Annotated in this window: 25 protein-coding genes; 15 read left to right on the plus strand and 10 right to left on the minus strand. The window is 65.3% G+C overall.

Annotated elements, in window-relative coordinates; translation table 11 throughout:
* The first annotated feature begins 369 nt into the window (after positions 1–369).
* Genes ACR64R_RS05540 through ACR64R_RS05560 form a run of 5 tightly spaced genes read left to right on the plus strand, consistent with a single transcriptional unit; the run spans position 370 to position 4,971 of the window.
* On the plus strand, positions 370–1,578 hold the full coding sequence (locus ACR64R_RS05540) for an ABC transporter substrate-binding protein (protein WP_487360681.1): 1,209 nt from the start codon (positions 370–372) through the stop codon (positions 1,576–1,578).
* Positions 1,575–2,387: an ABC transporter ATP-binding protein gene (locus tag ACR64R_RS05545; RefSeq protein ID WP_487360682.1), complete on the plus strand. Its 813-nt coding sequence runs from the start codon at positions 1,575–1,577 to the stop codon at positions 2,385–2,387. Before ACR64R_RS05540 ends, ACR64R_RS05545 begins: the two co-directional genes overlap by 4 nt.
* Entirely contained in the window at positions 2,384–3,088 is a 705-nt protein-coding gene (locus tag ACR64R_RS05550) for an ABC transporter ATP-binding protein (RefSeq protein ID WP_487360683.1), read from the plus strand. The genes ACR64R_RS05545 and ACR64R_RS05550 overlap by 4 nt, the downstream gene beginning before the upstream one ends.
* A 7-nt stretch (positions 3,089–3,095) precedes the next feature.
* Positions 3,096–3,983, plus strand: a complete 888-nt coding sequence (locus ACR64R_RS05555; RefSeq protein WP_487360684.1) for a branched-chain amino acid ABC transporter permease — start codon at positions 3,096–3,098, stop codon at positions 3,981–3,983.
* Between the two features lies 1 nt (position 3,984).
* A complete protein-coding gene (locus ACR64R_RS05560; protein WP_487360685.1) occupies positions 3,985–4,971 on the plus strand; it encodes a branched-chain amino acid ABC transporter permease in 987 nt (328 codons plus the stop codon).
* Positions 4,972–5,126: 155 nt separating this feature from the next.
* On the opposite strand, the gene ACR64R_RS05565 is transcribed toward ACR64R_RS05560, so the two are convergent.
* Positions 5,127–5,819, minus strand: coding sequence for a winged helix-turn-helix transcriptional regulator (locus tag ACR64R_RS05565; protein ID WP_487360686.1), 693 nt, complete (start codon positions 5,817–5,819; stop codon positions 5,127–5,129).
* Between the two features lie 176 nt (positions 5,820–5,995).
* Between ACR64R_RS05565 and ACR64R_RS05570 the strand changes: the two genes are divergently transcribed.
* Both ACR64R_RS05570 and ACR64R_RS05575 read left to right on the plus strand, forming a co-directional pair.
* Entirely contained in the window at positions 5,996–6,322 is a 327-nt protein-coding gene (locus tag ACR64R_RS05570) for a DUF1330 domain-containing protein (protein ID WP_487360687.1), read from the plus strand.
* A gap of 119 nt (positions 6,323–6,441) precedes the next feature.
* Positions 6,442–6,972 (plus strand): hypothetical protein, encoded by a 531-nt coding sequence (locus ACR64R_RS05575; RefSeq protein WP_487360688.1) that lies wholly within the window; start codon positions 6,442–6,444, stop codon positions 6,970–6,972.
* Positions 6,973–7,008: 36 nt separating this feature from the next.
* Here the strand turns inward: ACR64R_RS05575 and ACR64R_RS05580 are convergent, their stop codons facing one another.
* A complete protein-coding gene (locus ACR64R_RS05580; protein ID WP_487360689.1) occupies positions 7,009–7,482 on the minus strand; it encodes an Lrp/AsnC family transcriptional regulator in 474 nt (157 codons plus the stop codon).
* 108 nt (positions 7,483–7,590) lie between these two features.
* On the opposite strand from ACR64R_RS05580, the gene ACR64R_RS05585 reads away from it, so the two are divergent.
* Positions 7,591–8,787, plus strand: a complete 1,197-nt coding sequence (locus tag ACR64R_RS05585) for a diaminopropionate ammonia-lyase (protein WP_487360690.1) — start codon at positions 7,591–7,593, stop codon at positions 8,785–8,787.
* A gap of 17 nt (positions 8,788–8,804) precedes the next feature.
* Positions 8,805–9,980, plus strand: coding sequence for a M20 aminoacylase family protein (locus ACR64R_RS05590; RefSeq protein WP_487360691.1), 1,176 nt, complete (start codon positions 8,805–8,807; stop codon positions 9,978–9,980).
* Between the two features lie 16 nt (positions 9,981–9,996).
* Here the strand turns inward: ACR64R_RS05590 and ACR64R_RS05595 are convergent, their stop codons facing one another.
* The gene (locus tag ACR64R_RS05595) at positions 9,997–10,575 is read right to left on the minus strand and encodes a hypothetical protein (RefSeq protein ID WP_487360692.1); all 579 of its coding nucleotides are present in this window, start codon (positions 10,573–10,575) and stop codon (positions 9,997–9,999) included.
* 53 nt (positions 10,576–10,628) lie between these two features.
* Between ACR64R_RS05595 and ACR64R_RS05600 the strand changes: the two genes are divergently transcribed.
* From ACR64R_RS05600 to ACR64R_RS05610, 3 genes are all read left to right on the plus strand, one after another.
* The gene (locus tag ACR64R_RS05600) at positions 10,629–11,186 is read left to right on the plus strand and encodes a Crp/Fnr family transcriptional regulator (RefSeq protein ID WP_487360693.1); all 558 of its coding nucleotides are present in this window, start codon (positions 10,629–10,631) and stop codon (positions 11,184–11,186) included.
* Positions 11,187–11,315: 129 nt separating this feature from the next.
* Entirely contained in the window at positions 11,316–13,418 is a 2,103-nt protein-coding gene (locus ACR64R_RS05605; protein ID WP_487360694.1) for an EAL domain-containing protein, read from the plus strand.
* A 105-nt stretch (positions 13,419–13,523) separates the two neighbouring features.
* On the plus strand, positions 13,524–13,907 hold the full coding sequence (locus ACR64R_RS05610) for a hypothetical protein (RefSeq protein ID WP_487360695.1): 384 nt from the start codon (positions 13,524–13,526) through the stop codon (positions 13,905–13,907).
* Between the two features lie 53 nt (positions 13,908–13,960).
* On the opposite strand, the gene ACR64R_RS05615 is transcribed toward ACR64R_RS05610, so the two are convergent.
* Both ACR64R_RS05615 and ACR64R_RS05620 read right to left on the minus strand, forming a co-directional pair.
* Positions 13,961–14,260, minus strand: a complete 300-nt coding sequence (locus ACR64R_RS05615; RefSeq protein WP_487360696.1) for an AzlD family protein — start codon at positions 14,258–14,260, stop codon at positions 13,961–13,963.
* Positions 14,257–14,997, minus strand: coding sequence for an AzlC family ABC transporter permease (locus tag ACR64R_RS05620; RefSeq protein ID WP_487360697.1), 741 nt, complete (start codon positions 14,995–14,997; stop codon positions 14,257–14,259). The genes ACR64R_RS05615 and ACR64R_RS05620 overlap by 4 nt, the downstream gene beginning before the upstream one ends.
* 169 nt (positions 14,998–15,166) lie before the next feature.
* Here ACR64R_RS05620 and ACR64R_RS05625 point away from each other — a divergent pair, with 169 nt between their 5' ends.
* Positions 15,167–15,625, plus strand: coding sequence for an Lrp/AsnC family transcriptional regulator (locus ACR64R_RS05625; protein WP_140640880.1), 459 nt, complete (start codon positions 15,167–15,169; stop codon positions 15,623–15,625).
* 36 nt (positions 15,626–15,661) lie between these two features.
* Here ACR64R_RS05625 and ACR64R_RS05630 read toward each other — a convergent pair whose 3' ends face one another.
* Genes ACR64R_RS05630 through ACR64R_RS05645 form a run of 4 tightly spaced genes read right to left on the minus strand, consistent with a single transcriptional unit; the run spans position 15,662 to position 16,992 of the window.
* Positions 15,662–15,982, minus strand: coding sequence for a plasmid stabilization protein (locus tag ACR64R_RS05630; protein WP_487360698.1), 321 nt, complete (start codon positions 15,980–15,982; stop codon positions 15,662–15,664).
* A gap of 42 nt (positions 15,983–16,024) precedes the next feature.
* On the minus strand, positions 16,025–16,225 hold the full coding sequence (locus tag ACR64R_RS05635) for a hypothetical protein (RefSeq protein ID WP_487360699.1): 201 nt from the start codon (positions 16,223–16,225) through the stop codon (positions 16,025–16,027).
* A gap of 30 nt (positions 16,226–16,255) precedes the next feature.
* Positions 16,256–16,471, minus strand: a complete 216-nt coding sequence (locus ACR64R_RS05640) for a hypothetical protein (RefSeq protein ID WP_487360700.1) — start codon at positions 16,469–16,471, stop codon at positions 16,256–16,258.
* A 26-nt stretch (positions 16,472–16,497) separates the two neighbouring features.
* Entirely contained in the window at positions 16,498–16,992 is a 495-nt protein-coding gene (locus ACR64R_RS05645) for a hypothetical protein (protein ID WP_487360701.1), read from the minus strand.
* A gap of 477 nt (positions 16,993–17,469) precedes the next feature.
* Between ACR64R_RS05645 and ACR64R_RS05650 the strand changes: the two genes are divergently transcribed.
* Positions 17,470–17,784, plus strand: a complete 315-nt coding sequence (locus ACR64R_RS05650) for a hypothetical protein (protein WP_487360702.1) — start codon at positions 17,470–17,472, stop codon at positions 17,782–17,784.
* A 39-nt stretch (positions 17,785–17,823) separates the two neighbouring features.
* Here the strand turns inward: ACR64R_RS05650 and ACR64R_RS05655 are convergent, their stop codons facing one another.
* Positions 17,824–18,057, minus strand: a complete 234-nt coding sequence (locus ACR64R_RS05655; protein WP_487360703.1) for a DUF6894 family protein — start codon at positions 18,055–18,057, stop codon at positions 17,824–17,826.
* A 191-nt stretch (positions 18,058–18,248) separates the two neighbouring features.
* Here ACR64R_RS05655 and ACR64R_RS05660 point away from each other — a divergent pair, with 191 nt between their 5' ends.
* Positions 18,249–18,968: a Crp/Fnr family transcriptional regulator gene (locus tag ACR64R_RS05660; protein WP_487360704.1), complete on the plus strand. Its 720-nt coding sequence runs from the start codon at positions 18,249–18,251 to the stop codon at positions 18,966–18,968.
* Positions 18,969–18,972: the final 4 nt, after the last annotated feature.

An 18,972-nucleotide genomic window follows, 5' to 3' on the forward strand; every position in this document is an offset into this window, starting at 1 on the left:
GACAGCCGGTCTTTTCGCGAGTTTTTCCGGACTGTTGAATCTTGTTTCTGGATTCTGTCTGGCGCGGCCATCGCTCCAATGGGGCGAGGGAGATGGCCACATGGCGGCCGGGCGATGGCAGCGCTTGGCCTCGGTTGAGGTTGCCGGAAGATCACGCTGTCGTGACCCTGCGCCATGCTACGAAAATAGCATTCCAGGCCCGCGAAAGGTGATGCTAGGCTCGCGTCCGTGCGCCCAAGGCACGCGACGCGATCCCGCAAGCGGAGGAATTGCAGGCACCATCGAGGCCCGATCCAAATCCGGACGGAACTGTTGAACCATTGCGAGGCCGCCGCGTTTCCCGTGGCTGGCCAAAGGGAGGAACCACCAGTGAAAGCATTCTGTCTCGTCTCGGCCGCGCTCCTTGCGGCATCCGCAATGCCGGCGGCGGCCGGCGAAATCTCCGACGGCAAGGTCAAGATCGGCATCTTGAACGACCAGTCGGGCGTCTATGCCGATTTTGGCGGCAAGTGGTCGGTCGAGGCCGCCAAGATGGCGGTCGAGGATTTCGGCGGCAAGGTGCAGGGCGCGCCGATCGAGATCGTCAGCGCCGACCACCAGAACAAGCCCGACATCGCCTCCAACATCGCCCGCCAGTGGTACGACACCGAGCAGGTCGACGCGATCATGGAACTCACCACCTCGTCGGTGGCGCTCGCCGTCCAGGGGCTTTCCAAGGAAAAGAAGAAGATCGACATCGTCACCGGCGCCGCTTCCACCGACCTTACCGGCAAGCAGTGCTCTCCCTACGGCTTCCACTGGGCCTATGACACGCATTCGCAGGCCGTCGGCACCGGCGGCGAGCTGGTGAAGCAAGGCGGGAACAGCTGGTATTTCATCACCGTCGACTACGCCTTCGGCTATTCGCTGAAGGACCAGACCGCCAAGCTCGTCGAGGCGAGCGGCGGCAAGGTGCTGGGGGAGGTGCGCTATCCGCTGGGCTCCACCGACTATTCCTCCTTCCTTTTGCAGGCGCAGTCCTCCGGCGCCAAGATCGTCGGGCTCGCCAATGCCGGCCTCGACACGTCGAACTCGATCAAGCAGGCGGCCGAGTTCGGCATCGTCGCCGGCGGCCAGCGGCTGGCGGCACTTCTCTTCACGCTCGCCGAAGTGCACGGCCTGGGCCTGCAGGCGGCGCAGGGCGTGGTGCTGACCGAAGGCTTCTATTGGGATCGCGACGACAAGAGCCGCGAATTCGCGCAGCGCTTCTTCAAGCGCACCGGCCGCATGCCGAACATGATCCAGGCCGGCACCTATTCGGCGGTGACGCAGTATCTGAAAGCCATCGACAAGGCCGGCACGGACGAGACCGAAGCGGTGGCCAAGCAGCTGCACGAGATGCCGGTCAACGACGTCTTCACCGCCAACGGCAAGGTTCAGGCCGACGGCTCGATGGTGCACGACATGTATCTCTACCAGGTCAAGAAGCCGGAAGAGTCGAAGAAGGACTGGGACTACTACACCTATCTGGCGACCATTCCGGGCGACAAGGCCTTCATGAAGGCCGAGGACAGCGGCTGCCCGCTCGTCACCAAGTGACGCTCGACACCGCCACCGCTGTCCGCCCCGACAGCGCCGAGGCAACGCCGCGGGTGGTGCTTTCCGCCCGCGGCCTCAGGCGCGACTTCGCCGGTTTCGTCGCGGTCAGGGATGTCGATCTCGACGTCCATCACGCCAAGATACATGCCCTCATCGGCCCGAACGGCGCCGGCAAGACCACGATCTTCAACCTGCTGACCAAGTTCCTGCAGCCGACCAGCGGCAGGATCGAACTGCTCGGCGCCGACATCACCCGCACGCCGCCGGCGAGGGTGGCGCGCATGGGGCTGGTGCGTTCCTTCCAGATCTCGGCGATCTTTCCGCATCTCACAGTGCTCGACAATGTGCGCGTGGCGCTGCAGCGTCCCGGCGGGCTGGGCTACCAGTTCTGGCGCCCCGTCTCGGCGCTTGACGCCCTGACGCCACGGGCGCGCGAGCTGCTCGCCATCGTCGGGTTGGAGGATGCCGCGCATCGTCTGGCCGGCGATCTCTCCTATGGCCGCAAGCGCGTGCTGGAGATCGCCACCACGCTGGCGCTCGACCCCAAGGTGCTGCTGCTCGACGAGCCGATGGCCGGCATGGGGCATGAGGATGTCGGCATGATCTCCGGCATCATCCGCGCGCTGGCCAGGGACCGCGCGGTGCTGATGGTCGAGCACAACCTTGCCGTCGTCGCCGATCTCTGCGACTGGATCACCGTCATGCAGCGTGGCCAGGTGCTGGCCGCCGGCGACTACGCCACAGTCAGCCAGGACGAGCGCGTGCGCGTCGCCTATATGGGGACCGAGCATGAAGAGGGCAGGGCATGAGTGAGCCGCTGCTTGCCGTGCGCAATCTCCACGCCTGGTATGGCGAGGGCCATGCGCTGCACGGCGTCGACCTCGATGTCATGCGCGGCGAGACGGTAACGCTGCTTGGCCGCAATGGCGTCGGCAAGACCACGACATTGCGCGCCATCATGGGCCTGATCCGCAAGCGCACCGGTTCCGTCACCTTCCACGGCAAGGACCTGATCGGCCTGCCGCTGCACCGCGTCGCGCATCAGGGCCTTGGCTTCGTGCCGGAAGAGCGCGGCATCTTCGCCACGCTCACCGTCGACGAGAACCTGATCCTGCCGCCGGTCGTGGCCAAGGGCGGCATGAGCGTGGAAGAAATCTTCGAGCTCTTCCCCAACCTCAAGGAACGCCGCAACAGCCAGGGCACGAAGCTTTCGGGCGGCGAACAGCAGATGCTGGCCATCGCCCGCATCTTGCGCACCGGCGTCGAGATGCTCCTGCTCGACGAGCCGACGGAAGGGCTGGCGCCGGTCATCGTCCAGCGGATCGGCGAGTTGCTGGCGACGCTGAAGCAGCGCGGCATGACCATCCTCCTGGTCGAGCAGAATTTCCGCTTTGCCGCCCGCATCGCCGACCGCTTCTACCTGATGGACCACGGCAAGGTGGTGGAGGGTTTTGCCGTCGGCGAGCTTTCCGCGCACACCGGAAAGCTGCACGAGGTGCTGGGGGTATGATGTCGCCATGACCATGATCTTCGGTATCCCCATCCAGGCCCTGCTCGGCCAACTCCTGGTCGGCCTGATCAACGGCTCCTTCTACGCCATGCTCAGCCTGGGCCTTGCCGTCATCTTCGGCCTGCTGCGCATCATCAATTTCGCCCATGGCGCGCTTTATATGCTGGGCGCCTTCATTGGTTATCTGCTGCTGGTGCATCTGGGCATCGGCTACTGGCCGGCGCTGGTCCTGGTGCCGCTCATCGTCGGCCTGTTCGGCATGGCGGTCGAGCGTCTCGCCCTGTCCAGGCTCTACCGGCTCGACCCGCTCTACGGCCTGCTCTTCACCTTCGGCCTCGCCTTGGTCATCGAAGGCGTGTTCCGCTATTACTACGGTGTCTCGGGCAATCCCTATGCCGTGCCGGCGCTGCTCGCCGGCGGCACCAATCTCGGCTTCATGTTCCTGCCCAACTATCGCGGCTGGGTGGTTGTCGCCTCGCTCATCGTCTGCATCGGCACATGGCTCCTGATCGAGAAGACAAGGCTCGGCTCATACCTGCGCGCCGCGACCGAGAATGCCGAGCTGGTGCAGGCCTTCGGCGTCAACGTGCCGCTGCTGCTCACGCTCACCTACGGTCTGGGCGCCGCCCTTGCTGGCCTCGCCGGCATTCTCGCCGCGCCCGTCTACCAGGTCAGCCCGCTGATGGGCTCGGACCTGATCATCGTCGTCTTCGCCGTCGTCGTGATCGGCGGCATGGGCTCGATCCTGGGAGCGATCGTCACCGGCTACATGCTCGGCCTCGCCGAGGGCCTGACCAAGGTTTTCTACCCCGAGGCGTCGAACCTGGTTGTCTTCGTCATCATGGCGATCGTGCTTTTGCTCAGGCCAGCCGGCCTGTTTGGAAGGGACGCCTGAGATGAGCGAGGCAGCCCTTCATCAGGAACGCGCCGCTGCATCGCTCAGGCTTGAGCGGGCGCTGATAGTACTGGCCATCGTGGCGCTGATCGCGGCGCCCTTCGTCGTCTACCCGATCTTCGTCATGAAGATGCTGTGCTTCGCGCTCTTCGCCTGCGCCTTCAACCTTTTGCTCGGCTACACCGGGCTGCTGTCCTTCGGCCACGCCGCTTTCTTCGGCGGCGCGGCCTATTTCTGCGCCTATGCGGTGAAAGCCTGGGGCTGGCCGCCCGAGGCCGCCATCCTGCTCGGCACCGCGGGCGCCGCGGGTCTGGGCCTCGTCATGGGCTTCCTGGCCATCCGCCGCCAGGGCATCTATTTCTCGATGATCACGCTGGCGCTGGCGCAGATGTTCTACTTCTTCTGCGTCCAGGCGCCCTTCACCGAGGGCGAGGACGGCATCCAGGGCGTTGCGCGCGGAACGCTCTTCGGAGTGGTCGACCTCTCCGTCACCATGAACATGTATTTCTTCGTGCTTGCCGTCTTCCTCATCGGCGTCTTCGCCATCTGGCGCATCGTCAACTCGCCCTTCGGCATGATCCTGCGCTCGATAAGGGAGAACGAGAGCCGCGCCATTTCGCTCGGCTACTCGGTCGGCCGCTACAAGCTCGCCGCCTTCGTCATGTCGGCGGCGCTCGCCGGCCTTGCCGGGGCCACGAAGGCGATCGTCTTCCAGTTCGCCACGCTCACCGACGTGACCTGGCAGATGTCGGGCGAGGTGATCCTGATGACGCTGCTCGGCGGCATCGGCACCATGGCCGGCCCGGCGGTGGGGGCGGGCCTCGTCGTCGGGCTGGAGAACACGCTGGCGACCTCCGGCTTCCCGGTGACCATCGCAACCGGGCTCATCTTCATGGTCTGCGTGCTGATCTTCCGGCGCGGGATTGTGGGGGAGATCTATGCGCGGTGGCTCGGGCGCTACGCGAAGGACGAGGTTGGCAAGGGCTGACGCCCCAAAATTGCGAAAGCGGTTGCGAACGCCAGCACCAGCATCGGTGCCCAGCTCTAGCAACTCCAGGAAAAGCGTGAGCGGTTTTCCGTCCGGAATTGCGTAAAAACAAAGGGATAGAGCGTTTCACCGTTTCCATGAAACGGTGAAACGCTCTAGGCCGCGCGCTTCGGTTCCACCGCGAACGGGCTGAGGCCCAGCCAGGACTGCATCTTCATCCCGATGGCCTTGTCACCGGTCAGTGCGACCTTGGCGCCGGCCTTCTCGACGGTGAGCAGTCCCATCCATATCGCAGTCATCGTGTGCAGGTCGGTCGAGACGTAGAGGTCGACCTCGAAGCCCGGATCGTACCAGCACAGATCGACCTCGCCATGCTTCTCGACGATCAGCCACCACGAGCGTTTCGAAGCCGGCAGGTCCTGATACAGGAATTGTATCACTGTCCGCCCTTCGGGCAGCGGCGTTGGGTTCAGGTTGCGCCGCATGTCCCACATCAGCAGCGACGGATCGAGGTTCTTGAGTGACAGCCGCGACTCGACCCATTTCTGCCCCCAGAAGCCCATGGCCTCGACGACCGGGCGCAGATCCCGCCCGGCCTCCGTGAGCTGGTATTCAAAGATTCCCTTCTCGCCCGGCACTTCCTTGCGCTCGACGATGCCCGCTATCTCGAGCTCCTTCAGCCGTTGCGACAGAAGGGTCGGCGACATCTTCGGCACGCCGCGGCGCAGGTCGTTGAAGCGGGTCGAGCCTGCCACCAGTTCGCGCATCAGCACCATCGTCCAGCGGGTGCACAGCACCTCGGCGGCCATCGATAGCGGGCAGAACTGCTTGTATCCGTGCTGGGCCATGATCGGTGTCCTCCCTCGATGCTGGGGGGAACATTAGACGTTCATGAAAGAAGCCGCGAGTACAGAAACTGTACCGGCCCGGTACAGATCGCGGACTGGTTGGCGGCCGCCCCGACATGCGAGCCCTTGGCCGGATGCATGGGATAGGCCCGTGCGCCGCAACCAGGAGACTATTCATGACCACTTACATCATCGCGGACATCAAGGTGACGGATCCGAAATGGATACCGGACTACGCCGCTTCGGTGCACGACCTCGTCCACAAGCACGGCGGCAGATACCTGGCGCGAAGCGGCAATGTGAAGACGCTCGAAGGCAAGCCGCTCGACACCACGCTGATCGCCCTGATGGCCTTCCCGTCCGAGGCCGCGGCGCGCGCCTTCACCGACGATCCGGCCTACGCGCCCTTCGTGTCGGCCCGCCAGCGCGGCAGCGACAGCCGCTTCCAGCTGATCGACGGCACCGATCTGGCCGGGACGATTTCGTATCTGCCGAAGGGATGACCGGCGGCCGCCGCATCGAATTCCCGGATCAATCACCAACAGGCACGGCGCTTGCCCGTTGCGCCGCCATATTTCCGGCGGCCGGCTCGCTGTGCCCTTTCAAAAAGAATGGAATGAACATGACAATCAAACTTGGCACCAGGCTGCTCATGGTTGCGGCCGTGCTCGGCGCTTGCACCACCTTCGCGCAAGCGCATCAGGAAGCGGCTGCGCCCGAGGCCGGCGTCAGTCCGCTGGCCGAGAAGGTACGCGCAGCCAACAGCCGGTTTCTCGACGTCAAGGCCGCAATCGCCGAGGGCTATGCACCCATTCCTTGCGCCAGCGGCATCACCGGCGGCGCCATGGGTATCCACTACGTCAATGGCCAGTATCTGAAGGACGACAAGATCGACATCGCTCGTCCCGAAGCGGTCATGTACGAGCCGATGGCGGACGGCACGCTGAAGCTCGTGGCGGTCGAATACATCACGTCGAAGGGTCCGGCATCGCTGGACGGCCAGCTGTTCAACTTCAACAGCGCGCCCAACCGCTACGGCCTGGGCGAATTCTACGAGCTGCATGTCTGGGCCTGGAAGGGCAACCCGACCGGTACCTTCGCCGACATGAACCCTAAAGTGTCGTGCGAAAACGCGACGGCGTCGAGCCAGTAAAGCAGGCCGCCAGGCGGCGCCATGCCGCCTGGCTCCTCATCCCACCGGCACCTCCAGCCCCACCTTGACCCGGTCCATCGCCACGAACGTGCGAAACCTTTTGACGTTGTTGTTCGCGAAGAACAGCCGCCTTGTCAGCGCCTCGTAATCGGCCATCGTCGCCACGGTGACGACGAGGATGAAATCGGCCTCGCCGGTGACGTAGTAGCATTGCTGCACTTCGGGCACCTCGGCGAAGCCGCGCTTGGCGGCGTCGATGAGTTCGGCGCGCTCGCTCTCCACCTCGACCTCGACGAAGATGGTGATCGGATGGCCGACCTTGGCCGGATCCACCAGCGCGACATTGGCGCGGATGACGCCGGTCTCCTCCATGCGCTTGATGCGCCTCTGCACCGCCGGCGCCGACAGGTTCACCGCTTCCCCTATGACCCGTTGCGGCGTGGCGTTATCCTTCTGCAGGATGGCGAGGATGGCGCGGTCGAAGGCATCGAGATCCGGCATTGCGGGCATGGCGGCGTTCCAGGCGAAACAAACTTGCAATTCAATCGCCGAAACAGAGCGCCTTTCTCGCTCGGCCTGCAATAAATTTCAGCCATCGAGATGGAGAAAGGCCGACCCATGTTCCTGCCCAATCGCCACCCGGACCATCGCCAGCCGCTGACCGAGGAAGACGCCGCGACGCTTGGGCTCGCCGGAGCCGGGGACGCGGAGCGCTTCCTTGCCGCGCGCGACAACCATGCCGAGACGCCGCTTCATGCCCTGCCGGCGCTGGCTGGCGAACTGGGCCTGGGCTCGCTTCATATCAAGGACGAGGGCAAGCGCCTGGGCCTCGGCAGCTTCAAGGCGCTGGGCGGCGCCTATGCCGTCATGCGTCTGGTGCTGGAGGAGGCCGCCAGGCGGCTCGGCCGCGCCATCGATGTCTCGGAACTCCATGGCGCGGAGGTGAAGGCGGTCGCCGCGGGCATGACCTTCGCCTGCGCCACCGACGGCAATCACGGTCGCTCGGTTGCGCAGGGCGCCGGCCTCGTCGGCGCGCGCTCCGTCATCTTCGTTCATTCGGGGGTCAGCAACGAGCGTGTGGCGGCCATCGCCCGCTTCGGCGCCGAGATGGTGCGCGTCGCGGGCGACTATGACCAGTCGGTCAGGGAAGCCGCCCGCGTCGCCGCCGAGCGCGGCTGGACGGTGGTCTCCGACACGTCCTGGCCGGGCTATGAGCGCATCCCAGGCCTCGTCATGCAGGGCTACACGATCATCGTGCGCGAGGCGCTGAAGCGCCTGCCCGAACCGCCCACCCATGTCTTCCTGCAGGCCGGCGTCGGCGGCTTCGCGGCGGCGGTCGCCGGCCATCTCGCCATCGTCCTGGGCGAGGCCCGACCGACGGTGACGGTGGTCGAGCCGGCCCGGGCCGCTTGCATCTATGAGACGGCCAGGACCGGACGTCCGGTCACGATCGCGCACAGCGAGCCGACGGTGATGGCGATGCTGGAATGCTACGAACCCTCGCTGGTCGCCTGGCGGGTGCTGTCGCGGATTGGCGATGCCTTCATGACCGTGGACGAGGAAGATGCGGTCGCCGTGATGAACCGTCTGGCACGGCCTCTCGGCAACGATCCGGCGATCGTCTCCGGTGAGAGCGGCGGGGTGGGGCTCGCGGGACTGATCCGCGCGGCCGCCGACGGGAAGATGCGCGCCGCGCTTGGCCTGGATGCCTATTCACGCGTGCTGATCATCAACACCGAAGGCGCGACCGATCCCGGCCGCTATGCCGAACTGGTGGGGATGGCGCCGGGCGACGTGCTGCTGCAGACTGCCTGAAATGAGGCTAGCCGCGCATGACCGACCTCGACGCACTGCACCGTGAGATGACTGCGTGGCGGCGCGATCTCCACGCCCATCCCGAATTCGGCTTCGAGGAGAAGCGCACCGCCGCATTCGTCGCCGCGAAGCTGCGCGCGTTCGGGCTGGAAGTGGCCGAGGGCATCGGCGGCACCGGCGTCGTCGGCACGCTGACCAGGGGCAGCGGCAACCGGGCGATTGCGCTGCGCGCCGACATGGACGCGCTGCGCATCGCTGAACAGGGCACGCAGGCATGGCGCTCGCAAACACCGGGCACAATGCATGCCTGCGGGCATGACGGCCACACATCGATGCTGCTGGGAGCCGCGAAGCTGCTCGCTTCCGAGGGCGGCTTCGACGGCACGGTGCGCTTCATCTTCCAGCCGGCCGAGGAATGGGGCAGGGGCGCGCTGGCGATGCTGGAGGACGGGCTGATCGGGCGCTTTCCGTTCGAGGAGATCTTCGGGCTGCACAACATGCCGGGCCTGCCGGTCGGCCATTTCGAGACCAGGGGCGGCCCGGTCATGTCGGCCGAGGACAATTTCGAGATCGTGCTTAAGGGCCTCGGCGGTCATGCCGCGCGGCCGCATGCCGGCCAGGAGACGCTGGTCGCGGCCTGCGCGCTGGTCGTCAGCCTGCAGACCATCGTCTCGCGGCGCCTGAGCCCGGCGGAGATCGGCGTCGTGTCGGTGACGGAACTCATCACCGACGGCACCCGCAACGCGCTGCCGGGCACGGCGCGCATCCTGGGCGACTGCCGCAGTTTCCGGCCGCAGGTCAGCGCCGTGATCGAAAAGGAGATGCGCCGCATCGCCGAAGGCACGGCGCAGGCCTACAATGTCGCCGCCGAAGTCACTTACACGCGCGAGTTCGTGCCCTTGATCAACGACGCGGCGCTTGTCGACGAAGCGCTTGCGGCGGCCCGCGCGATGCTGGCCGGCAATGCCGTCGGCATCGCCGCCGAAGACGCTGTTCGCGTCGCGGCCGAGCCGATGACGGCCTCGGAGGATTTCGCCCGCTTCCTCGACCATGTGCCTGGATGCTTCGTCTTCATGGGCAATGGCGACACCGCGCCGCTGCACAACCCTGCCTATGACTTCAACGACGAAGCCCTGCTGCACGGCGCGCGGTATCATGCGGCGATTGTGCGCCGGCGCCTGCCCGGGCTTTGAGCCGGCGGGCTTGTGATCAGCCGTGCGGGTTTTCGCCGCGTGCAATCATCATATGATGTTCCTGATGGTGCATTCCCACTGTCAGGATGCCGAAGAAGCCAAGTCCGTGCAGCTTCGCGCGGTCGGCCTCGGGAGCAAAGACGCTGAGCGTCGCGCCATCCTCGGTATCCGCCGCCACGAACCGCCACTTGCCCACGCCGTTCATCGTGGCGGCATGGGCGTTGACCATCCGGCGGATTGAATCCCGCGTCGGTCCTGACCCCGTCACGGCAAACTTCATGCCGCCGTCGATAGGCTGTTCGGTCACAGTCGCGGCCATCATCACAGCATTCATGTCCACCAGGTGGCTGCGCAGCGCATCGATATCCACCTTCGACCAATCGGTTTTCGGATCCGCCTCCAGGATTGCGACGATCTCCTGGATCGCGGCGAAGGCATCCTGTCCCGGCTGCATCGGCGCCGCCTGGCCCTTGGGCAGACGATGCATCATCTGGTGGTGCATCGTCTGGCTGTTCTGGCTCTGCTGGGCAAAGGCTGCGGCGGGGACAAGGCTTGCGGCAAGGGCAAAGGCGGCAAGGTCAAGCGCACGGAACATCGACATTCTCTCCTGTCATAGAACATGCTTGCCATGCCGGAGCTCCAGGCGACATGATAGAGATCATGTCGCCTTCGCTGTTTGCCTTGCTGGACAATCTTCCCGGCCGCCTATGCGAATTCGCCGCCGGCGAGCAGGTGTTTCATTTCGGCGATCCGATCCGCAACATCCACGCGGTGCGTTCAGGCGTCATCCATCTCATTCGACATCAGGACAATGGCTCGATTCTGGTGCTGCAGCGTGCCGGGCCGGCCTCGATCCTGGCCGAAGCCTCGATATATTCGAACCAGTATCATTGCGACGCCCGCGCCGAAACGGCTGCCCTGACGTGGGCCATTCCGCGCGCCACCCTGCGAACGCGCCTCCAGCAGGATCCGGAACTGGCGGTGGTGTGGGCGCGTCATCTGGCCCGCGAGGTCCAGCAGGCCAGGCTCCAGGCCGAGATTCTTTTCCTCAAGACCGTTGCAGCCCGGCTCGACGCCTGGATCGCCTGGCACGGCAGCCTGCCCGCAAAGGGGCACTGGTCCGTCGTCGCCCAGCAAATCGGTGTCAGTCCCGAGGCGCTTTATCGTGAACTTGCCAGACGCAGAGCGACGAAGTTTCGCGCGTGATTGCGCGGCGCCGCTGCCGCGCGGCCTTGCGCGTCGTGCTCGGGGACGGCAATGGCGGATATCCCCGGTAACGCTTTCTTCTCTGCTGTCATGCAGTATTGTCGCGACAGGAGGACGGCAAGAACAACAATGACGGACGACAGTAAACGTGACGGCAAGTTCTGGGCTGTGGCGCTTGACCGCGCTCAGCTCGGCTTGTGGGACTGGAATCTGTCGACCGGCGACTGCTACTATTCGCCGACATGGTCGAAGATGCTGGGCTACGAGCCGGGCGAACTCGCCAGCACGCCGGACCTCTGGTTGCGGCTCACCCATCCCGACGACAGGCAGCGGGCGCAGGAAAGCGGCGAGCGGCACATTGCCGGCATGGTCGGTTCCATCGAGACAGAGCTGCGCCTGCGCCACAAGGACGGCCATTGGGTTTGGGTGCTCGATCGCGGCGGCATCGTCGAGCGCGACGCCGACGGCAAGCCGCTCAGGGTGATGGGCGTCCAGACCGACATCACCCGGCAGAAAGAGGCCGAGGCGGCGCTCGAGCAGGTCAATGCCCGCTTCCGCCTGGCGCTCGCCGCCAGCGGAACCGGCATCTGGCATCACGATATCGGCACAAGGAAAAGCTATTGGGACGCCCGCACCCGGGAGATGTTCGGCCTGGTTGCCGATACCGATGAGGTGGCGGCCGACCATTGGGCCACCTACCTGCATCCCGACGATAAGGAAGCCGCCGAGCGGGCCCATCTGATCGGGCCCGGCGCGACCGGTGTCGTGGCCGTGCAATATCGCATCATCCGCCGCGATGGCGTGGTCCGCCACGTCGAATCGCTGCTGCGCTTCATCGCCGATGTCGGTTCGGCCGGCCAGGTCCTCGGCACCGTTCGCGACATAACCGAGGAGAAGCAGCGCGCCGAGGAACTAGCCTTTGCCGCGCGTCACGATGCGCTGACCGGCCTTCTGAACCGATCCGCCTTCGACCGGCTGCTTGCCCAGAACATCTCCATGGCCGAGCGCCTGCCGCTCGCCGTGTTCTATGTCGACCTCGACTACTTCAAGGCGCTCAACGACTACGCCGGCCATGCCGCCGGCGACCTCGCGCTGAAGAGCGTCGCGGCGGGCATCCTCGCCAGCCTGCCGGCGTCGGCGCATGCGGCGCGCCTTGGCGGCGACGAATTCGCGCTGCTGGTGCCGAACTGCAATGAAGACTGCGCCGAGCGACTTGCCCGCGTCGTGCTCGACGCGGTGCGCGATGCCGATCTCGGGTCGGCTGTCACCTCGCGCAAGCTTGCCGCCAGCATCGGCATCGCCTTCGTGCGCGACCGCAACATGGCCGTGGCCGACGCGCTCGCCTGCGCCGACGACGCTTGCTACGCCGCCAAGGCAGGCGGCCGCGACCGGTTCGCCGTATTCTCGCCGGAAACGACGGCGGGCGCCGGCGGCCTCAACGCCGCGCGGCTGGCAGCCGATCTTGTCGACGCGATGGAGGACGGCCGGCTGAAGTTGTTCGGCCAGGAGATCCACCGGCTCGGCCAGCCGTGGGGAGACAACCGCCACGTCGAGGTGTTGGCCAGGCTCGAGGCCCGCACAGGCAAGATAGTCCCGCCCGGAGACTTCATGCCTGTCGCCGAACGCTTCGGCCTTGCCGCCCGGCTCGACCGCTGGATCATCCGCACCGCGCTGACACGCTATGGCGAGGCGATGGGCACGGGCGGCATCTCGCTTGACTTCAATCTTTCGGCCCAGGCGCTGTCCGATCCGCAGCTCTGGGATTTCGTCGACGAGGCCATGGCGGAGAGCGGCGCGCCGGCATCGGCCATCGGTTTCGAGATCACCGAGACCGCCGCAGTCACCAATTTCGATGCCGCGGCGGAGTTCGTGCGCAAGGCGAGGCTGCGTCGTTGCCGCGTCAGCCTCGACGATTTCGGCGCCGGCATGAGCTCGTTCGAATACCTCAGGCGCTTTCCCATCGACGCCATCAAGATCGATGGCTCCTTCGTCGAGCACATCGCCGACAGCCGCTTCGACCGCGAGATCGTTTCGGCGATCGCCGCCATCGCCCGCTCGATGGGCGCCGCCGTGGTGGCCGAGAAGGTCGAGGAGAAAGACGCGCTGGAGATACTCATGGGCATGGGCGTCGCTTATGGCCAGGGCTATTTCCTGCACCGGCCCGAGCCCCTGGAGGCGATCGTGGCGCGGGCGACGGGCGGATTGACACTGCCTGCCCGGCAGCATGTATAAATAAGCGATAGCTAAAATTCGAATCGCCCGCTTAAGGGCGTCGTAACGCGGCTGGATGGATGATCAACCATCGACACCGTGGCTCGCGGGCCGGAAGGAGATCAAATGAAGGCTTTTCCCTTGCTGCTGGCGGCTTCGGTCTCCTTGCTTGGCATTCTGGCGGCGCAGCCGGCGCTCGCGAGCTCCGATCACGGCGCCGCACCCCTGCAGAGCGATCAGGTGACCGCACCGGGGCAGGGCGATCAAGAGCAGAGTGCCACGGGCAGCCAGGAGGATGATCAGGCCACCTCCGGAAATCAACAGGGCGACGATAGCGTCGACGCCGGCTCGCAACAGGCGGACCAGGGTGACGATGCGGGGGACAACAGCGAGGGCGATCATAGCCAAGGCGGGGGCAGCGGCGAAAGTGGCGGCGACAGCGGCGGCCATGACGGCGGCGGCGGTGGCGGCGGCGGCGGTGGCGGCGGTGGCGGCGGCGGCGACGACTGAGTATCCGCGCCGGATTTGCGATCTCCGGGCGGAGGTCGCGGCTCCGGCGCCGGCTAGCCCATCAGCCACTTGAGCACGCCCGCCGAAGCGACCCCGATCACCACCGTCGGCAGCATTGACAGCCGTGTGGCGGCAAGCAGGGTGATGGCGAGCGCCGCGAGGTCGGCCGGATTCTTCGAGACGAAGTCCGGCGCGATCACCGAGATCAGCACACAGCCCGGCGCGGCTTCCATCACCGCCGTGGCGCGCGCGCCGAGGGCGCGGTCCTTCAGCATCAGGTAGCCGCCGATACGGGTGAGATAGGTCACTCCGGCCATCGCCATGATGGCGAGCACTGTCATCGGGTCGATCATTCGTCACCTGCCAGGAGCCACGCTGCCACCAGGCCGGACAGCGCGCCGGCCGCCACATACCAGGCGCCGGGCACGACGAGATAGGTGAGCGCCGCCACCCCCAGGCTGACCAGCCATGGCCGCGCCGCGGCAAAGCCTTTCCACATGCCCCGAAGCAGCACCAGGAAGACGGCCGGGAAGGCCATGGCGAAGCCGTATTTCTCGACGTCGCCTAGCACCGGCCCGAGCGCGGCGCCGCAGGTCGTGAACGCGACCCAGGCGAGGTAGAAGGGCAGGGCGGCGCCCAGATAGAAAGGCAGGCTGAAGGCCGGCCGCACGCCCGCGGCAACGCGGCGCCGCGCATCGGCGAGGCCGACTGCCCAGCTCTCGTCACACATCAGGAACAGGGCCGGGAAAACCTTGCGCTTCGGCAAGTGCTTTATGAACGGGGCAAGTGCCGCGCCCATCAGGAAATGCCGGCTGTTGACCAGCAAGGTGATCGCGGCGATCAGCAGGATGTGCGGAGGCGAGGTCCAGAGCTGGATGGCGGCGAATTCCGAGCCGCCGGCGAAATTGAGGCCGGTCATCAGCGGCACCTCGACGACGGAAAGGCCCTTCTGCGCGGCCTGCGCGCCGAGCACCAGCGCATAGGGGACAATGCCGAGCAGCACGGGCACCGAGGCGGCGAGCCCGCGTCGGAACTCTGCGCCGCGCTCGTTGGCCCGGCCCTTGGCGAGGGCGATCTCGGAAACGCTCATGGCTTTGCCCGCGGCAGGCCTCGCGGCCGCCGTCCTCCCGGTCGGTTGTGGGTTATCGGTCGCCGGACCATATCCCAAATGCCCGGCAATCGGGTTGCGAAGATGCGTCGATTCTGACAGAGTTTGGCATAAGATAGCGCGATCAGTAGAATGATTGGAATCGGGAACCATGAAGCTTGACGAGATAGACAGGCGCATCCTGCGCGCCCTGCAGCGCGACGGGCGCATGGCCAACAACGATCTGGCCAGGGAGGTCGGCCTGTCGCCGTCGCCTTGCCTGCGCCGCGTCAAGCTCCTGGAGGAGGCCGGCGTCATCGACCGCTATGTCGCAGTCCTCAATCCGGCCAAGATCGGCCGCGGCCAGACCTTCTTCACACGCATCTGGCTCAAGCAGCAGGACGAGGACACGATCGAGCACTTCGCCGCCGAGGTGGCGAAATTCCCCGAGGTGATGGAGTGCTACCTGATGCTGGGCGACTGCGACGCCATGGTGCGCATCGTCGCCGCCGGCATCGACGACTACCGCCGCTTCCAGTCTGAGCATCTGAGCCGCATCAAGGGCGTCCAGAACGTCAAGACGGACGTCCCCAGCCAGACGATCAAGCAGACCTCGGAGATGCCGCTGTAGGATCACTCCCGCCCCCCGTGGGGAGAAGGGGACTCCTCAGTGATGCGCGTGGCGCTCCGCATTGCGCTTGCGCGTCGCGGCCGCCTTCCTGGCCGAGGCCGACCGATCAGCCGCGGAGCGCTCGCTCGAAGCCTTGCCGCCCATCTTGCCGCCCTTGTGCGCGGCCGGATGGCCGGTGTGCTTGCCGCGGCCGGAGCCGCCTTCCTTCTTGCCGCCGCCGTCATCCTTGTTGACGGTCGCCCAGGCGCGCCGCTCGGCTTCCTTTTCGGAAACGCCGCGCTTCTCGTAGCCCTCGGCGATATGGTCGGCCTTGCGTTCCTGCTTGTCGGTGTATTTCGATTTGTCGCCACGTGGCATTTGTCTGCTCCTCGTTGCACTGAATGAAGCCGGGGATGCGCTTCAGGTTTCCTTCTTCTTTGCGGCGTCGCCGAGATCGGACCGTTCCGGGTCCTTGTTGTTCTCGCCTGCGGCGTCGCGGTTCTCGTCGGGATCGTCCTGCGGCGGCACATAGCCGCGCGGCCGGTTGGCCTTCGGGCCTTCCCAGCGCGGCCATTGATCGGTTGTTCCGGGCGGCCCCGGACGTGGTGTGTTGTTGCTCATATCTGCCTCATCTGCGATTTGAGAGAGCGGTCAGCTCTCAGCCTTCATGGTTCGTGCGATCCCCGGCAGCTTGTCGCGATCATGTCCGTGCTCCCGGATCAACTCGCGCGCCTGCTTCGGCGACAGATCGGTGTTATCCGCCATGAACCGCACGTCGGGATCGTCGCCGCCCTCGACTGGCAGCTTGCCGCCCGGCGCATGACCCGCGCCGGGGCGATGCGGAATGTTCCCCTTTGCCTGGATCATCGGTTACTCCTGCCGCCCGCTCCGCGTCATCCCACCGGCGTCGACTGCGCGCGGCGTGCTTCCTTCTTGCGGCGCAGCACCTCGTCGGTGCCGACGATATCCTTCGAGCCGCCGGTGATCGCGGTGGAGACCACGGCCGGCGGATCGCTTGCCGGAAAAGAATCCTCGAGGCCGGACTGCAGCTGCTCTTCCAGCGTATCCGGATTCTCCGAGCGGCCTTGCGTGCGGCGGCTGTCGATCTCTTCCAGGTCGCGCTTTGCGTCGGGATGCTCGCGCACGTTGCGCAGCGTCGATACGACGAGCTCGACCGCGAACTCCTTTATGGCTTCGGCATGCGGGGCGGATACGTCGGTTTCCTCGATCAGCCGCACCAGCGACTGTTCGACCCTGTCCAGTTCCCGCATGCCCTGGCAGCGCGCCAGCTTTTGCGCCAAGGCGTGGACGAGCAGGGGACCGAAGGTCGAATAGGCCTGCATGCGGGTCTCATCGACGCGCTCGGGATGAAGTGTGTGCAAGGACATTGGTGCCTCCGTTGGAACATCGTGCGACGGCTGCTTTTTCGTGTTCTGACGCAATTCCCGGAAAACCCGCCGCGGACTGCTTCTAGGCAACTGGGGAATGGCGAAGAGGTTCCATCGGAACGCGCGGGAGGGACAATGGCGCCCCCAACACAATGGCGCCCGCAACTCGGACGCGATTTTTGAACTCAGCGCTGGCCGCTCTTGCGGCCGGGCTGAATCCACCCTCAGTAAAATCCGAACCAACGGAGATTCGATATGCCCAACAAAGGCGATCCCCACGAACAGCACGTCAAGACCGGCCAGCAGAGCCATAGGAACCGCGATGACCAATCGCGGCGCCGGAAAAGACATTCTGCGACCACGCCAGACTGAAGTCTGACCCATCCAGCGCATTGGGCTGGCTTATGCAACCAACGGACTCTTTGTGGATTTGGTGAGCGGCCGACGAGAAAGCCCCCTCTATCGCCGGCCGCACTGGTGCCCGCCGATCTTCCCCGCGCAATTCCGGCGGGCACCAATTCCATCAACGAGAAAGCCGCGCAGCCGGCTTCAGAGCGAGACGACGTTTTGACCTATATCTCTACCAAGCCCGCCCGGCAGGATGCCGAAAGCCTGCCAGCCAATGACAACCAACCCGTCGCGCAGATCGATCTTTCATTCCTCGATGTCATCAACGACGAGGACGAGGTCGCCGACATTGCAAGGCGCGCCGAGCGCCTGGGTCATGTCACGCTCGTCGCAATGGCGATCGGCCTGGCGGCCATGCCGCTGCTTTACCTGATTTTGGCATAAAGCGGGGCCCGCGGGACGCCTGGTCGAACCGGCGTCATCTCACGTCCACGCTGACTCGAGCTTCAGCGACGCTTCGAAAATCTGGTCGCGCCGCTCGTTCAGCACCTTCACGGTTATCGCAAGATGGCTGCCGCCCGGCATTTCGTCGCGAGCGACGTCGTGCAGGATTCGCAGCGCCTCCAAGCCGGCGCGCTCACGGCTGGCAAAGAGTTGCCCGTCACTGTCGAACTGGCTGTGCTCGGTGTTGTACACGTCGAAGTAGAAGCGTTGCATCGGTACTTCCCCGGCATTTCAACCTTCAATTCTCCAGCGCGGCCATGGTTCCAAACATCCAAACATATGATTCTGAGAAGAAATCGGTGATGCTCGTTCCGAGATGAGATCGGTGATATCGCCTTGCGGCACGGCCTGCCTGCAACCAGCCCGCTGTCTGCGGCGTTGCTGCTGCGAATGGAGGACTCCGGATGCTGGAATCCCTTTATCTCAACCTCGGCCAGCACGACGCCTTGTCGGAAGAAGAGAAGGCGCTGCTGACGAGCGCCACGTCGGTCGAGAAATATGTCGCCGCCGGCGAGGACATCGTTTCTGAAGGCACGCGCCCGGGGTTCAGCACGTTGATTATCGACGGGCTCGCCGCGCGCTACAAAGTGCTGGAGGATGGCGGCCGTCAGTTCACCTCGCTGCAGGTCCCCGGCGATTTCGTCGACCTGCATGCCTTCCTGCTCAAGACCATGGATCACGGCATCACAGCGCTCTCGCCCTGTCATGTGCTCGCCGCCGATCATGGCAAGCTGAAAGCGATCACCGAACAGGCGCCGCATCTGACCCGGCTGCTATGGCTGGACACGCTCGTCGATGGCGCCATTCACCGCGAATGGATCGTGGCCATGGGGCGACGCTCCAAGACCTCGCACCTCGCTCATTTGATATGTGAACTGTTCGTCAGGCTGCAGGTGGTCAAGAAGACGCGCGACATGAGCTTCCATCTGCCGCTGTCGCAGGCCCAGCTCGCCGACGTGCTCGGCCTGTCCGTGGTCCACATGAACCGGGTCATCGGCACGCTGCGCCGCATGAACGTGATAAACTGGACGAACCACACCATCGAGATTCTCGACTGGCAGCGCCTGGTCGGGCTCGCCGAGTTCGATCCCACCTATCTCAGCATGACGCGCGAGCCGAGATAAACGT

This window comes from Mesorhizobium sp. MC2-1-1, assembly GCF_057597255.1.

What these genes read in the sequence shown, in the direction of transcription:
- ACR64R_RS05550 (WP_487360683.1), top strand. Translation starts at nt 2,384, where the DNA reads ATGAGTGAGCCGCTGCTTGCCGTGCGCAATCTCCACGCCTGGTATGGC.
- ACR64R_RS05555 (WP_487360684.1), top strand. Translation starts at nt 3,096, where the DNA reads ATGACCATGATCTTCGGTATCCCCATCCAGGCCCTGCTCGGCCAACTC.
- ACR64R_RS05560 (WP_487360685.1), top strand. Translation starts at nt 3,985, where the DNA reads ATGAGCGAGGCAGCCCTTCATCAGGAACGCGCCGCTGCATCGCTCAGG.
- ACR64R_RS05565 (WP_487360686.1), bottom strand. Translation starts at nt 5,819, where the DNA reads ATGGCCCAGCACGGATACAAGCAGTTCTGCCCGCTATCGATGGCCGCC.
- ACR64R_RS05570 (WP_487360687.1), top strand. Translation starts at nt 5,996, where the DNA reads ATGACCACTTACATCATCGCGGACATCAAGGTGACGGATCCGAAATGG.
- ACR64R_RS05575 (WP_487360688.1), top strand. Translation starts at nt 6,442, where the DNA reads ATGACAATCAAACTTGGCACCAGGCTGCTCATGGTTGCGGCCGTGCTC.
- ACR64R_RS05580 (WP_487360689.1), bottom strand. Translation starts at nt 7,482, where the DNA reads ATGCCCGCAATGCCGGATCTCGATGCCTTCGACCGCGCCATCCTCGCC.
- ACR64R_RS05585 (WP_487360690.1), top strand. Translation starts at nt 7,591, where the DNA reads ATGTTCCTGCCCAATCGCCACCCGGACCATCGCCAGCCGCTGACCGAG.
- ACR64R_RS05590 (WP_487360691.1), top strand. Translation starts at nt 8,805, where the DNA reads ATGACCGACCTCGACGCACTGCACCGTGAGATGACTGCGTGGCGGCGC.
- ACR64R_RS05595 (WP_487360692.1), bottom strand. Translation starts at nt 10,575, where the DNA reads ATGTTCCGTGCGCTTGACCTTGCCGCCTTTGCCCTTGCCGCAAGCCTT.
- ACR64R_RS05600 (WP_487360693.1), top strand. Translation starts at nt 10,629, where the DNA reads ATGATAGAGATCATGTCGCCTTCGCTGTTTGCCTTGCTGGACAATCTT.
- ACR64R_RS05605 (WP_487360694.1), top strand. Translation starts at nt 11,316, where the DNA reads ATGACGGACGACAGTAAACGTGACGGCAAGTTCTGGGCTGTGGCGCTT.
- ACR64R_RS05610 (WP_487360695.1), top strand. Translation starts at nt 13,524, where the DNA reads ATGAAGGCTTTTCCCTTGCTGCTGGCGGCTTCGGTCTCCTTGCTTGGC.
- ACR64R_RS05615 (WP_487360696.1), bottom strand. Translation starts at nt 14,260, where the DNA reads ATGATCGACCCGATGACAGTGCTCGCCATCATGGCGATGGCCGGAGTG.
- ACR64R_RS05620 (WP_487360697.1), bottom strand. Translation starts at nt 14,997, where the DNA reads ATGAGCGTTTCCGAGATCGCCCTCGCCAAGGGCCGGGCCAACGAGCGC.
- ACR64R_RS05625 (WP_140640880.1), top strand. Translation starts at nt 15,167, where the DNA reads ATGAAGCTTGACGAGATAGACAGGCGCATCCTGCGCGCCCTGCAGCGC.
- ACR64R_RS05630 (WP_487360698.1), bottom strand. Translation starts at nt 15,982, where the DNA reads ATGCCACGTGGCGACAAATCGAAATACACCGACAAGCAGGAACGCAAG.
- ACR64R_RS05635 (WP_487360699.1), bottom strand. Translation starts at nt 16,225, where the DNA reads ATGAGCAACAACACACCACGTCCGGGGCCGCCCGGAACAACCGATCAA.
- ACR64R_RS05640 (WP_487360700.1), bottom strand. Translation starts at nt 16,471, where the DNA reads ATGATCCAGGCAAAGGGGAACATTCCGCATCGCCCCGGCGCGGGTCAT.
- ACR64R_RS05645 (WP_487360701.1), bottom strand. Translation starts at nt 16,992, where the DNA reads ATGTCCTTGCACACACTTCATCCCGAGCGCGTCGATGAGACCCGCATG.
- ACR64R_RS05655 (WP_487360703.1), bottom strand. Translation starts at nt 18,057, where the DNA reads ATGCAACGCTTCTACTTCGACGTGTACAACACCGAGCACAGCCAGTTC.
- ACR64R_RS05660 (WP_487360704.1), top strand. Translation starts at nt 18,249, where the DNA reads ATGCTGGAATCCCTTTATCTCAACCTCGGCCAGCACGACGCCTTGTCG.